The sequence below is a fragment of the Rouxiella sp. S1S-2 genome, from assembly GCF_009208105.1.
In the GTDB taxonomy this organism is placed as follows: domain Bacteria; phylum Pseudomonadota; class Gammaproteobacteria; order Enterobacterales; family Enterobacteriaceae; genus Rouxiella.
Window position 1 is genome coordinate 1874269 of record NZ_WFKL01000001.1, and the last position, 13680, is coordinate 1887948.

The window sequence follows — 13680 nt, forward strand, 5'->3', positions numbered from 1 at the left end:
GAAAACGCTAAGCAGAAAAATTCCAGCAGGTGATAGGAGAGTCACGGCGGGCCTGAATCAATCAGGCCCGCCGTGAAGACGGGGGGGGATCAATTTTTCGGAATGGCGGTTCCCCACTGCTGCCAGTCTTTAGGTTCTTCAGGCATCAGCAGGAAATGGCGTCCGGTGGAGGCTTTTGGCGCCACTGGCGTCGTTGGCGGGGTGGCAAAGGCGATTCCCCCGCGGATAAACTGCTGGAAGGTGCCGCTTTTGAAGCTGCCGCCAGTCAGACCGAACTGTAAATTATATCCAGAGGCCAGCCAGAAGGTGGTGTTATCGCGCACCAGGTATTGATACTTTTTGCTGATGCGTAGCGAAACGTTAACGCGATCGGCCATTTCACCCAGTCGGAATCCGGTTACAGTGCCCACTTCAATGCCGCGGAACAGCACCGGCGTACCGATTTGCAGCGAACCTACCTCGGTAGCATCAACCACAATCGCCAAACCGTCGGTATAGCGCGAATCGGTGATGGTGGCGGTTTGCAAATCAAAGGTGCGATTAGACGGACCTTTACCGGCTTCAACGTTGATATACGGCTGCAGCAAAGTATCGAGATTCTGCACGCCAGCCGCTGAAATCTCGGGAGAAACAATCGAGAAACGGGTGCCAAGGCGAGCAAAAGTATCGACATATTCTGGATAGAGTACGGCTTTGGCCGCCACCTGATTCAACTGGGGGTCAAGCTTGAGTGATTCAACCTGGCCGATAGTGATGCCCAGGTAGCGGATTGGCATTCCTGGCGAAATCTTACTGGCGTCGTAAGTATTGAGGGTGATCTGGCTACCTACTGCGCGTGCGGCGGTTTCGTTATCATACAGCACGCGCTTGGTGCCTTTACTGACCGTCACCCCTTCGAGGTTGTCAAAACTGATGGCACCTTTCAACGCACGGTCAAGCGGTGACGCCTGCACGGTGAGACCGCTGCCGTTAAGCTGCACCTTGGCACCGCCTTCGGCCCAGAAAATAGTTTTCGCGGTCAACAGATTGCGATACTCAGGACTGATGTAGACATCTACCTCAAACTCGTTGGCCTTCGGACGCACGCTGACAATTTCACCGACCTGGAATTTACGGTACAGCACCACAGAGCCGGTCTGTACGTCTGGCAGACTTTTGGCGGTGAGAGTCAGCGTGGTAGAAGGTTTGTCGCCTTTAATACCCTGTTCGGCCTTCTCTGAATTGCTGTAGAGCGGATATTGACCTGATGGTGCGCCTTTAGTCCCCGGCAACACGCGAATTCCGCCGTCGATCCACTCCTGCGCACTGGCGCCGAGTACTTCCATGCCGTCGAGGCCCAGCTTGACGTCGACACGGCTGTTGACCACAAACTTGCTGTCCAGATGCAGAAGATTCTTGTACTGAGAGCTTACAGCGATATTAAAGACAATGCCTGCGTCAGTCAGCGTGCGGTCAAGCACTTGACCAATCACGATGCCGTGCAGCAGCAGCGGCTGGCCTGAATCAATGCCGTAGCTTTGTGGCGCAAGCAGTTGCAGAGTCAGTACACCCGGGTCCTGCAGCATGCGCTTGCTGCTGTCGAGCACGGTGAAGTGGTTTTGTGGCGCACCTTCTCCAGGAATGAGATCCAGCGTATTGCCGGTCAGCAACTGGCTTATCTTGGCATTATTGAGGCTGATTTTAGGACTGTTCATTTCGATGCGCGTACCGCTACGCATCATGTCGATAACTGACGGATCGACAGTCAGCTTGCCGGTGACCTTGTTGTCAGGCTGCAGCGTGACTTTGGTCAGCGTACCGACCTGAAGACCCTGATACATCAGCGGTGTGCGCCCTTCAGTGAGGCCATCCCCACTGGGTAAATCAAGATTGATGTCTACGCCCCGCTGGCTCTGTGCTAGATCGGGGTAAAGCTCATACGACTGATCAGCCTTGGCCTGATTGCCATCGGCAGGGGAGTCGAGCGCAATGGCGCCATTGACCAGCGCGGCCAGGCTTTCCATTTCAACTTTTGCCCCACTGAGGCTAAAGTCACCTTTAAACCCGGAGACGTTCCAGAAGCGGCTGTTATCTTTCACTAAATGCGCAAAGCGTTTGTCGATAAGCACGTCGATAGTCACGCCATTGTTGCCTGCTTCAATATCGTAATCATAGACTTTCCCGACGGGAATTTTGCGGTAGTAGACCAGCGAGCCGGTGCTCAATGAGCCTAAATCCCTTGAGTGAAGATGGATCATTAACTCGCCAGTATTGAGACGATATTTAGGCTGTGTGTCGAGGGCAGTAAAGTGATCTTGCTCCTTGCCGCTGCCCGGCATCATGCCGATATAGTTACCGCCAACCAGCGCATCGAGTCCGGAAATACCGGCCAGCGAGGCTTTGGGCGTCACCAGCCAGAACTGGGTGCCTTCGCGCAGAGAATCGGCCAGCTCGCTGCGGATACTGACCTTGACCATAATAGTACGCAGGTCTTTACTCAGGCTGAGAGACTGAACGGTACCTACCTCAACCCCTTGATAACGCACCGGAGTACGACCGGCAACGATCCCCGCCGCCGACTGGAAGTCGATGGTGACGGTGGTGCCTTGTTCCTGATAATTACTGTAGATAAGCCAGCCGGCAATCAGCAGCGCAATGAACGGCAGCAGCCAGAAAGGGGAGATCCGGCGTCGATTTTTGACCCGTGCTTCAGTCGGTGTATTCGGCGTTTCTTGTTGCATGTGCGTCCCAAATCAGGCGGCTGTCGAGCCATTCAACGGCAAGAATAGTCAGTATCACGGCAGAACCAAAGTAAAAAGCGGCCGGACCCATAGTAAATGAGAGTAACTGGTCGCGGTTGACCAATGACATCATCAGTGAAATAACGAATAAATCCAGCATTGACCAGCGGCCAATCCAGGTAACCAGTCGCAGCAGGCGAATGCGGGTTTTCAACCCTTGGTGCGCCTTGAAGTGAATGCTTAACAGCAGTGTCAGTAGCACAATGACCTTGGTAAAAGGCACCAGCACGCTGGCAATAAACACGATAGCGGCAATCGGCACATTACCGGAAGTGGCCAGCGACACGACGCCGGAAAAAATCGTATCTTTAAGTTGCTGGCCATTGGCATAGATAATCGAAATGGGCAGCAGGTTGGCCGGCACGAGTAGCACCATCGCCGAGATAAGCGCTGCCCAGGTTTTTTGCAGACTGTGCTTGTAGCGAAGCGACATGGGAACATGGCAGCGTGGACAGCGACCTCGCACATCGGGGTGACCGGTAAACTTGCACGACAGGCACAGCACCAGAGACTGAGGCACGCCTTTTGGGCGACGCTGCGGATAAAACTCTTCCCACAGTTGTTCGATATTGAGGTTAATCAGCGTCAGCGTCACCAGAATCGTCATCATGATATAGGCCACCAGAGCGGGTCCCATATCAATATCGGCGTACTCTTTCACCTTGATGCAGGCAACTGCCATACCGATAAGATAGATATCGAGCATCACCCAGTCTTTAAGCCTGTCGAGCATCAGCAGCACCGGCTTGAGATTCATACCAAATTTACTGCCAAAATGCAGATACAAAATCGAGCCTGCGAGCGTGAGGGGGGCGCCAACGGTACAGAAGGCCACCATGCTGGCGGTCAGCGGTGATCCCTGGCTCGACATTTGCCAGATACCTTCAAACAGGCTGGCGTCAATGCGGGTACCCAGCAAGCGAATACTGATTAAAGGTTCGGTATAGGCAAAAGGCATTAAAACCAGAATACTGATGGCAATGACTATCAGGCGAGGCAGAGAACAGACTTTGCCTTTCTCAACTTTGCTATTGCAGCGCGGGCAGTGCGCAGTTTGCGTCCTGCGCAGGGCGGGCAAAGTGAAAAGGTAGTCGCACTCGCTGCAACGCTGATAGCGCGTTTGTGGCAGCGGGCCTGATATTGTGTTTATTTTCATAGGGCCTGTTTGCAAATGACCTGCAGTAGAAATTATGGCTGATTGTCTCAAAAAGCAGACATTTTGGTTATCTGGCGATGTTAACGCCAAGAAGGTCAGGATTTTTAGATAAAATAACGTATCATGCAAACGTCAGAACATAAATTGTCTTTGGCAAAACATATATTGTAGGCCAGTCTTTTTGAAGACACATAGGATTAACCTTGCCGAGATACGCATTTATTGCTTATTTTATAGAGGCTAAGCGTGCAAAATAGCGGTCTACCCTCTGGTTATAATGGTTACAACATGACTAAAGAAGCATTCTACACGGAATTAAAACGTGACCTGAACGCGTTAATCGCTGGGGAAAACAATTTTATTGCAACATTGTCCAATGTCAGTGCCTTGCTTTACGAGCGTCTTGAGGGCGTGAACTGGGCGGGATTTTATCTGATGGACGGCTCCTCGCTGGTTCTGGGTCCGTTTCAGGGCAAAATTGCCTGTGTGCGCATTCCGGTAGGTAAAGGCGTATGTGGAACGGCCGTTGCCGAAAACGCGGTACAACGCGTGGGTGATGTGCATGCCTTCCCTGGCCATATAGCCTGTGATGCTGCCAGCAATGCAGAAATCGTCTTACCTATTACCGTTGCAGGTCAGGTTATAGGTGTTTTAGATATCGATAGCACTATTTATCAACGCTTCGACGAAGTGGATGAACAGGGGCTAACAGAATTGGTAGCCGGGCTTTGCAAGCACCTGGAAAACAGTGGTGCTGCAAAATATGTCAATTTGATCGCAAGTTGATCGACGGATAACGTAGCATTTACGGACGGGGTCATTATAATGACGCCTGTTCATGCCTGCGCCGGTTGGCAAACCCGTTGTAATCAGGAAATTTCATGGAAAATCAACCTAAGTTGAACAGTAGTAAAGAAGTCATCGCCTTTTTGGCAGAGCGTTTCCCGCTTTGCTTTAGCGCCGAAGGTGAAGCGCGCCCATTAAAGATCGGTATCTTTCAGGATCTGGTAGAGCGCGTTCAGGGCGAAGAGAATTTGAGCAAGACACAATTGCGCTCTGCTCTGCGTCTTTATACCTCTAGTTGGCGTTATTTGTATGGCGTCAAAGTTGGCGCTCAGCGCGTTGACCTTGACGGCAATGCCTGTGGTGTTCTTGAAGAACAGCACGTTGAGCATGCCCGTAAACAATTGGAAGAAGCGAAAGCCCGCGTTCAGGCACAACGTGCTGAACAACAGGCTAAGCGTCGTGAAGCTAACGGTGAAAACGCCGAGCCGCGTCGCCCACGTCCGGCAGCAAAAAAACCTGCTCCGCGTCGTGAAAATGCGCCTGCCGCTGTTGCTGGTCAAGAAAATCGCAAACCGCGCACTCCACGTCCCGCACGTGAGGTGAGCCAACCGCGTCAGGTGCCAGTTACAGATATCACCAAGCTGCAAATTGGCCAGGAAATCAAAGTCAGAGCAGGTCAGAGTGCTATGGACGCCACCGTTTTGGAAATTGCAAAAGATGGCGTTCGCGTACAACTCTCTTCGGGTCTGGCGATGATCGTGCGCGCAGAACACTTGCAGTTCTGATACGGAGGCCAACTCAGGCATGAACAAACTTGTCAGATTAAGCGTGATTGCGGGTCTGCTTTTTGCGGGAACAGGTCTGGTTAACACCAGCTTTGCGAATGATAGTGCACCGGTCACTATCAGTCAGCTCCCAAAATTGGCACAAGAACCACAGGACGCAACGGTGAGTGAGCGTGTTACCGCACGCTTTACCCGTTCGCACTATCGTCAATTCAGTCTTGATGCAGATTTTTCGGGTAAAATTTTCGATCGTTACCTGAACATGCTCGATAATGGCCATAACGTACTCATGGCTTCAGATGTTGCCCAATTTGCCGACAAGCGCGGCACGCTGGGTGAAGAGTTGAAATCCGGTCAGTTGGTTACGCCGTACGCACTGTATAATCTGGCGCAAAAACGTCGTTTTGAGCGTTATCAATATGCTTTGTCCGTGCTTGAGCGCCCGATGGATTTCACCGGAAATGACACTATAACCCTCGATCGTACCAAATCTCCGTGGCCGAAAGATTCCACTGAGCTGGACCATCTTTGGGATCAGAAAGTCAAATATGACGAACTGAACCTTAAGCTGACCGGTAAGAACGATCAGGAAATTCGCGACATTCTCGGCAAGCGCTATCGCTTTGCGATGAAACGCCTTACGCAAAGCAACAGCGAAGACGTTTTCCAACTGGTGATGAACGCGTTTGCGCACGAAATTGATCCACATACCAACTATCTGTCCCCGCGCAGCACTGAGCAATTTAATACCGAAATGAGCCTGTCTCTGGAAGGTATTGGTGCGGTTCTGCAGGGCGATGACGACTATACCGTGATCAACTCGATGGTAGCAGGTGGCCCGGCGGCCAAAAGCAAAACCATTGCAGTAGGCGACCGTATCGTTGGCGTCGGCCAGACAGGTAAGCCTATGGTTGATGTGATTGGCTGGCGTCTTGACGACGTTGTCTCGCTCATCAAGGGACCAAAAGGCAGCAAGGTTCGTCTGGAAGTTCTGCCAGCGGGCAAGGGAACCAAAACGCGTACTATTACGTTAACTCGTGAGAAAATCCGTCTTGAAGACCGCGCCGTGAAGTTGACCATCAAAAAAGTCGGTAACGAAAAAGTTGCCGTGATGGATATTCCTGGCTTCTACGTTGGCCTGACCGATGACGTTAAAGTTCAGCTGCAGAAAATGGCCAAGCAGAACGTTAACAGCCTGGTTATCGACCTGCGTACCAACGGCGGAGGCGCGCTGACCGAGGCGGTTTCTCTGTCTGGACTGTTCTTCCCGAGCGGCCCTGTTGTGCAGGTTCGTGACAACAACGGTCACATCCGCCAAGACAGCGACACCGACGGCGTGGTGTATTACAAAGGCCCGCTTGTGGTGCTGGTTGACCGCTACAGTGCTTCGGCTTCCGAAATCTTTGCGGCAGCAATGCAAGATTATGGTCGCGCGCTTATCGTGGGTGAGCCTACCTTCGGTAAAGGGACCGTTCAGCAATACCGTTCATTGAACCGTATTTACGATCAGATGCTGCGTCCTGAATGGCCAGCTCTGGGCTCTGTGCAGTACACCATCCAAAAATTCTATCGAATTAACGGTGGCAGTACTCAACGCAAAGGCGTTACGCCAGACATCGTCATGCCTACGGGCCTGATCGACAATGACGTGGGTGAAAGATTTGAAGACAACGCCATGCCTTGGGACAGTATTAATGCTGCGACGTATACCAAGACGGGTGACCTGCAACCTTTTATCCCTGAACTGCTGAAAGAGCACGATGCGCGTATAGCCAAAGATCCTGAGTTCCAGTACATCCAGCAGGATATTGCAAAATACAATGCCAACAAGACCAAGCGCGACGTTGTCTCTCTGAATTACGCCCAGCGTGATAAAGAAGATAAAGAAGATGACGCGATTCGTTTAACTCGCTTAAATGAGCGCTTTAAACGTGACGGCAAAAAGCCCATTAAATCTCTCGACGATTTACCGAAAGATTATATTGCGCCGGACCCTTACCTCGACGAGGCGGACCATATTGCCGTTGACTTGTCTAAGCTTGAAAAAGCGCAGGACAGCCAGTCGAAGTAGGTCTTAATGCTGCAGCAGTGAAGGTCTTTTTAAATAGCGCACTCCGGTGCGCTTTTTTATTTTTTATTTATCTGCAATTTTTAGCTGCGATTTATCTACAAAACGCTTCAAAATGTAAAGTATTGTGAATTAGCGCCTTTGAATTGCCTTACCCCTTGAATCCTGTCAGTAAGCCCATAGGATCAGGTTATCCTGTCTGATTAAGACGGTATGAATGTTCCAACGATGACAACAACAATGAGGAAGTATTAATTTTATGATGCGTATAGCGTTGTTCCTGTTAACTAACCTGGCAGTAATGGTGGTTTTCGGGCTGGTACTCAGCCTGACAGGCATTCGTTCTAGCAGCGTGATGGGACTGATGATTATGGCCGGTCTGTTCGGCTTTGGTGGTGCGTTTGTCTCTTTGCTGATGTCTAAATGGATGGCGTTACGCTCGGTGGGTGGAGAAGTGATTGAGCAGCCGCGCAATGAAACCGAACGCTGGCTCCTAAACGTGGTCAGTCGTCAGTCACAGCAGGCGGGCATTAAAATGCCACAGGTTGCAATTTATCATGCACCCGACATTAACGCCTTTGCGACCGGCGCCCGACGCGATGCATCACTGGTGGCGGTCAGTACTGGCCTGCTACAAAGCATGAGCCAAGACGAGGCCGAGGCCGTTATCGCCCATGAAATCAGTCATATATCAAACGGTGACATGGTGACAATGACCCTGGTTCAGGGCATTGTGAACACCTTCGTTATCTTTATTTCACGTATTTTGGCGCAAATCGCCTCGGGCTTTTTGTCCGGCAACCGCGACAATGAAGAGAGCGGCAACGGCAATCCGCTGGTCTATTTTGCGGTTTCAATGGTGCTTGAACTGGTGTTTGGTATTGCTGCCAGCATCATTACCATGTGGTTCTCACGCCACCGCGAATTTCACGCCGACGCGGGTTCTGCCAAGCTGGTAGGGCGCGAGAAAATGATTGCCGCGTTGCAGCGTTTAAAAACCAGTCATGAGCCGCAGGAAGCGAGCAGCATGATGGCGCTGTGTATTAACGGCAAGTCCAAGACCTTTAGCGAGCTGTTTATGTCGCACCCACCGTTGGACAAGCGTATTGAAGCGCTGCGCAGTGGTGAATACCTGAAGTAGTTTTTAAATCTCAGGCAGTAGATTACTCAAAAGAAAAAGGCCCGGCAGCATATGCCGGGCCTTTTATTTTTTATTAAAACGAACAGACTGTTTAAACTTTTTGCTGAGTCACTGATTTCTGAGTCATGCGCATAATACTGATGAATGCGCCACCCAGCGCCAGTGAACCGGCGAGGATCAGCGAGGCGTGGGTGCCGTGGTTGCCGAACAGATTGAACATTAATGCCACCATCGCGGCGCCTGTTGATTGACCCAACAACCGCGCGGTACCCAACATGCCGCTGGCGCCACCACTGCGGCTGCGCGGCGCAGAAGAAACAATAGTGTGGTTGTTTGGTGACTGGAACAGGCCAAAACCGGCACCGCAGATTATCATTCGCCAGATAATATTCAGATGCGAAGGGTGGTCTGGCAGCAGCGCCAGGGAGTAGAGTCCCAACGAAAAGACCACCAGTCCAATACCACCAAGGAAACCTGCGTGGAAGCGTTCAACCAAACGTCCGGCAATCGGTGCCATCACCATCGTCGCCAGCGGCCACGGGGTTAGCAGCAGTCCGGTCGAGACGGCGTCGAGGCCTAATGAATTTTGCAGGAAGAACGGCAGCGAAACAAACGCCAGCATCTGCGCGGCAAATGAACACATTGACGTGCCTATCGACAGCGTAAAAATGGGAATGCGTAGCAGGTCGACCGGCAACAGCGGCGAGGTCTTGTTTAGCTGACGACGTACAAAGAACCAGCCGACGATCACCAGTACGATAACTTCACCGAGGATAAGCAGTCTATTTTGCCCCTGCGCAAAGCCGCTGATGGCGCTGATAAGCAGGCCGAAGGTCAACGCATTCATTATCCCGCTGATAAAATCGAATTTCTGCCCCGAGGACTTTGTGGAGTTGGCGGGCAAGAACTTCAATCCCATACAAAAGGCAATCAGCCCGATAGGCAGGTTGATAGCGAACAACCACGGCCAGTTGGCGAAGGAGAGGATGGCCGCCGCAACCGTCGGTCCTGCCGCGGAAGAGACCGCGACGATCAGCGCGTTAATGCCCATTCCACGCCCAAGAAAACGCTGCGGATAAATTATTCTCACCAGGGCCACGTTTACGCTCATGATGCAGGCCGCGCCAAAGCCCTGTAACACACGGGCAACGGTCAAGGTCATTAATGAATCTGACAGCGCACAAGCCAGCGACGTGAAGCTGAAAACGACCAGGCCTATCATGTAAACACGGCGGTAGCCGAAGATTTCGCCCAGTGAGGCTAATGAGAGCAGCGAAATAGTGATTGCTAACTGATAGGCATTTACTATCCAAATTGACGACGCGGGGCTGGCGTGCAGGTCTTGGGCAATGGTCGGCAGTGCCACGTTGGCAATCGCGCCGTCGAGCACGGAAACGGTGATGCCCAAAGCAATCGTCAGTATTGCCCCATAGCGTTGGGGAGTAGGAAGTCCATCATTAACCGTGGTTATCATGTCTGATCGTCAGCGTTGTGCTAGTAAGAGTGGCAAATATTACCATGCTAACTACCCGGCGTCTGAATTCGCAGGGCGTGGGTGAACTTTATTAATTGTAACGAGAATTAACATTTAGCTCACAATTTCTTTTTTTCGGTTCACTCTTACAGAAATGCTGTTCCATTTTTAATGAAACAAAAAAAGTATCTGTCGCCCATTTATGGAATAATGCTCAAAATATAAATCAGGCAGGTAAAAAGATTATGGCTATCGCAGATCTTGATAAGCAACCCGATTCCGTTTCATCGGTACTTAAAGTGTTCGGCATTTTACAGGCTCTGGGTGATGAGCGCGAAATTGGCATCACTGAACTTTCACAGCGCGTCATGATGTCCAAAAGCACAGTCTATCGTTTTCTTCAAACGATGAAGTCTTTGGGATATGTCGACCAGGAAGGGGAGTCGGAAAAATACACGCTGACCCTCAAGCTGTTTGAACTGGGTGCTAAAGCGCTGCAGAATGTTGATCTTATTCGCAGTGCTGACATTCAAATGCGTGAAATATCGCGTCTGACCCGTGAAACCATTCACCTCGGCGCGCTCGACGAAGACGGCATTGTTTACATCCATAAAATTGATTCGATGTATAACCTGCGCATGCATTCGCGCATTGGTCGCCGTAATCCTCTGCACAGTACCGCCATTGGTAAAGTCCTGCTGGCCTGGGGCGAGCAGAACGACGTAGACGCCCTGCTGGCGGATATGCAGTTTACTCGCAGCACCGAGCATACGGTGATGGATGCGCCAAGCTTGGTTAAAGTACTCGAGCAAGTACGCAGCCAAGGTTATGGCGAAGATAACGAGGAGCAGGAGCAGGGGCTGCGCTGTATCGCGGTGCCAGTATTCGACCGCTTTGGGGTGGTGATTGCCGGCCTGAGTATCTCCTTCCCGACCATTCGCTTCTCGGAGGAGAGCAAAAGTGATTACGTGGCCATGCTGCATACTGCGGCGCGTAATATCTCCGAACAGCTGGGATATCATCAGTATCCGTTTTAAATAGCGTATCAAGCGCGGCTAGAATGCATAAAAAAGGCGAAGCACAGGGCTTCGCCTTTTTACCTTTCAATAGATGCGATTAACGATGCGCCAGCTCGGCGTGCTCTTCTTCATCCATCACTTTTTTATCAGTAAGTTTAAGCAGCTGGCTGGTAATTGTACCCGCAGTCATTGAACCACTGACGTTAAGTGCGGTACGGCCCATATCAATCAACGGCTCGATTGAAATCAGCAGCGCAACCAGCGTAACTGGCAGGCCCATGGCAGGCAGCACAATAAGCGCGGCGAATGTCGCACCGCCGCCCACGCCTGCAACACCCGCAGAACTCAGTGTCACGATACCGACCAGCGTCGCAATCCACATCGGCTCAAACGGATTGATGCCTACTGTTGGCGCAACCATCACCGCCAGCATAGTCGGATAAAGACCCGCACAACCGTTTTGGCCAATCGTCGCACCAAAAGAAGCGGCAAAACTGGCGATAGATTCAGGAATACCTAAACGACGAGTCTGTGCTTCTACGCTCAGCGGAATGGTTGCTGCGCTCGAACGGCTGGTAAAGGCGAAAGACAGTACTGGCCATACTTTGCGGAAGAACTTCGCCGGGTTTACGCCGGTGAAGGAGAGCAGCAGAGCGTGCACGACGAACATAATTGCCAGACCGAGGTAAGAAGCCACCACGAAGCTGCCAAGTTTGATGATGTCATGGATGTTTGAACCGGCCACCACTTTGGTCATCAGCGCCAATACGCCATACGGGGTCAGTTTCATCACCAAGCGTACTAGTTTCATCACCCATGATTGCAGGATGTCGATGAAGGCTAATACTTTAGGGCCTTTCTCGGCGTCGTCTTTCACCAGTTGCAGGGCGGCAACGCCCACGAAAGCGGCAAAGATAACCACGCTGATAATAGAGGTTGGGCTTGCACCAGTCAGGTCGGCAAAGGGGTTTTTAGGGATGAATGACAGCACCATCTGTGGCACGGTAAGGTCAGCCACTTTACCCACATAGTTGGTTTGTATTGCTGCTAAACGCGCCGTTTCCTGCGTGCCCTGTACCAGACCTTCTGCGGTGAGACCGAACAGCTTGGTAACGAAGACCCCAACCAGCGCGGCAATCAGCGTGGTGAACAACAGGGTACCGATGGTCAGGAAACTGATTTTACCCAATGAAGAGGCGTTGTGCAGACGTGCAACCGCGCTCAGAATTGAGACAAATACCAGCGGCATTACGATCATTTGCAACAGTTGCACATAGCCGTTACCGACGATGTTAAACCAGGTAATCGATGTTTTGAGTACCGCGCTGTCCGGGCCATAAATCAGCTGTAACGCGAGACCAAATACCACACCGACTACCAGGCCAACCAAGACCTTTTTTGCCAGACTCCATTGTGTACGGCTAGATTTAGCCAACAGCAAAAGGAGGGCAACGAAAACCACCACGTTTAATACGAGCGGAAGATTCATACCCAAGCTCCAGAGATAACTTTAATTAAATGTACTAGTGAGTACTGCCTTTAGAAGGGTGCACCAGTGTATTTCGCTGATGCATAGGGTATCAGATCAAAAGAGGGATTTATTATAACCAAAAGGAATGGGCTATTACTTTGGGTTATATCTAGCCAATTGATTGGTAAGTAATAATTATTTTAAGTGCCCACAATGTGCCCTAGCTTCGATGTATGGGCTGCATTGTTCGGGATTTATGCATTCTTGATAACTAGACCTTTGTGTCGTATAGTGTGACTACACAACTACGGTGCATCGAAGATGATTAAGAGCTTCAGACACAAAGGATTGGAGACGTTTTATAGGACAGGCTCTACTGCGGGAATTCAGGCTATGCATGAATCTCGGCTGCGAAAACAGCTGTTCGCGTTAAGTAAGGCTAAAAAACCTTCTGATATGAGTGCTCCGGGATGGGACCTCCACCCATTGAAGGGTAACGAGGCCGGTGTGTGGTCTGTGTCGGTTCATGGTAACTGGCGCATGACATTTCGTTTTGATGAAGATGGCGATGCCGTCCTTGTCGATTACCGCGATTATCACTGATGGAGGTTGCTATGCACATGTTTAATCCGCCGCATCCAGGCGAGGTTCTGCGGGACTATCTGGAAGGCGTTAGCGTCACTGACGCAGCGATTGCCCTGAAAATCACACGTACTCAGTTGTCTCGCATTCTAAATGCGCACGCGGCAATTACTGCTGACATGGCGCTGCGCTTGTCTTGCCTGCTTGGTACGAGTGCCGAGATGTGGGTCAATATGCAGTCTGAATATGAGTTGTGGCAAGCATCCCAAAAGCCTCGCCCAATTATTGAGCCGCTGCAAAGACATTCCCTTTGTGCATAAAAAAGCCCGCAGTTTGCGGGTTTTTTTGTTCTCTCTCAATCACATGATGCGCGACGAAATCCACGGCGGCCATCCTCTTGGACGGTTGTTTTTCCGTC

11 protein-coding genes are annotated in these 13680 nt (G+C 51.1%); 7 read left to right on the plus strand and 4 right to left on the minus strand.

Annotation, left to right across the window (positions count from 1 at the left end):
* Positions 1-89 precede the first annotated feature (89 nt).
* Together GA565_RS08810 and yebS are read right to left on the minus strand one after the other, a co-directional pair.
* Entirely contained in the window at positions 90-2720 is a 2631-nt protein-coding gene (locus GA565_RS08810; RefSeq protein ID WP_152198155.1) for a PqiB family protein, read from the minus strand.
* Positions 2689-3936: a membrane integrity lipid transport subunit YebS gene (yebS, locus tag GA565_RS08815; protein ID WP_152198156.1), complete on the minus strand. Its 1248-nt coding sequence runs from the start codon at positions 3934-3936 to the stop codon at positions 2689-2691. Before yebS ends, GA565_RS08810 begins: the two co-directional genes overlap by 32 nt.
* Before the next feature lie 288 nt (positions 3937-4224).
* On the opposite strand from yebS, the gene GA565_RS08820 reads away from it, so the two are divergent.
* The 4 genes from GA565_RS08820 (at position 4225) to htpX (ending at position 8716) form a co-directional block, all read left to right on the plus strand.
* Positions 4225-4722, plus strand: coding sequence for a GAF domain-containing protein (locus GA565_RS08820; RefSeq protein ID WP_055770041.1), 498 nt, complete (start codon positions 4225-4227; stop codon positions 4720-4722).
* Between the two features lie 95 nt (positions 4723-4817).
* A complete protein-coding gene (gene proQ, locus GA565_RS08825) occupies positions 4818-5507 on the plus strand; it encodes an RNA chaperone ProQ (protein ID WP_055770044.1) in 690 nt (229 codons plus the stop codon).
* A 19-nt stretch (positions 5508-5526) separates the two neighbouring features.
* Positions 5527-7578 carry a carboxy terminal-processing peptidase gene (gene prc / locus GA565_RS08830; RefSeq protein WP_152198157.1) on the plus strand — a complete coding sequence of 684 codons (2052 nt, stop codon included), beginning with the start codon at positions 5527-5529 and terminating at the stop codon, positions 7576-7578.
* 256 nt (positions 7579-7834) lie between these two features.
* The gene (gene htpX, locus GA565_RS08835) at positions 7835-8716 is read left to right on the plus strand and encodes a protease HtpX (protein WP_055770050.1); all 882 of its coding nucleotides are present in this window, start codon (positions 7835-7837) and stop codon (positions 8714-8716) included.
* Between the two features lie 91 nt (positions 8717-8807).
* Here the strand turns inward: htpX and GA565_RS08840 are convergent, their stop codons facing one another.
* Complete coding sequence (locus GA565_RS08840; RefSeq protein WP_152198158.1) at positions 8808-10190, minus strand: MFS transporter; 1383 nt, start codon at positions 10188-10190, stop codon at positions 8808-8810.
* Positions 10191-10435: 245 nt separating this feature from the next.
* Between GA565_RS08840 and kdgR the strand changes: the two genes are divergently transcribed.
* Complete coding sequence (gene kdgR, locus GA565_RS08845; RefSeq protein WP_152198159.1) at positions 10436-11227, plus strand: DNA-binding transcriptional regulator KdgR; 792 nt, start codon at positions 10436-10438, stop codon at positions 11225-11227.
* A gap of 79 nt (positions 11228-11306) precedes the next feature.
* Here kdgR and GA565_RS08850 read toward each other — a convergent pair whose 3' ends face one another.
* Entirely contained in the window at positions 11307-12698 is a 1392-nt protein-coding gene (locus GA565_RS08850) for an L-cystine transporter (RefSeq protein ID WP_152198160.1), read from the minus strand.
* 303 nt (positions 12699-13001) lie between these two features.
* Between GA565_RS08850 and GA565_RS08855 the strand changes: the two genes are divergently transcribed.
* The gene (locus GA565_RS08855) at positions 13002-13283 is read left to right on the plus strand and encodes a type II toxin-antitoxin system RelE/ParE family toxin (protein WP_152198161.1); all 282 of its coding nucleotides are present in this window, start codon (positions 13002-13004) and stop codon (positions 13281-13283) included.
* 11 nt (positions 13284-13294) lie between these two features.
* Positions 13295-13582 (plus strand): HigA family addiction module antitoxin, encoded by a 288-nt coding sequence (locus GA565_RS08860; protein ID WP_152198162.1) that lies wholly within the window; start codon positions 13295-13297, stop codon positions 13580-13582.
* Positions 13583-13680 lie beyond the last annotated feature (98 nt).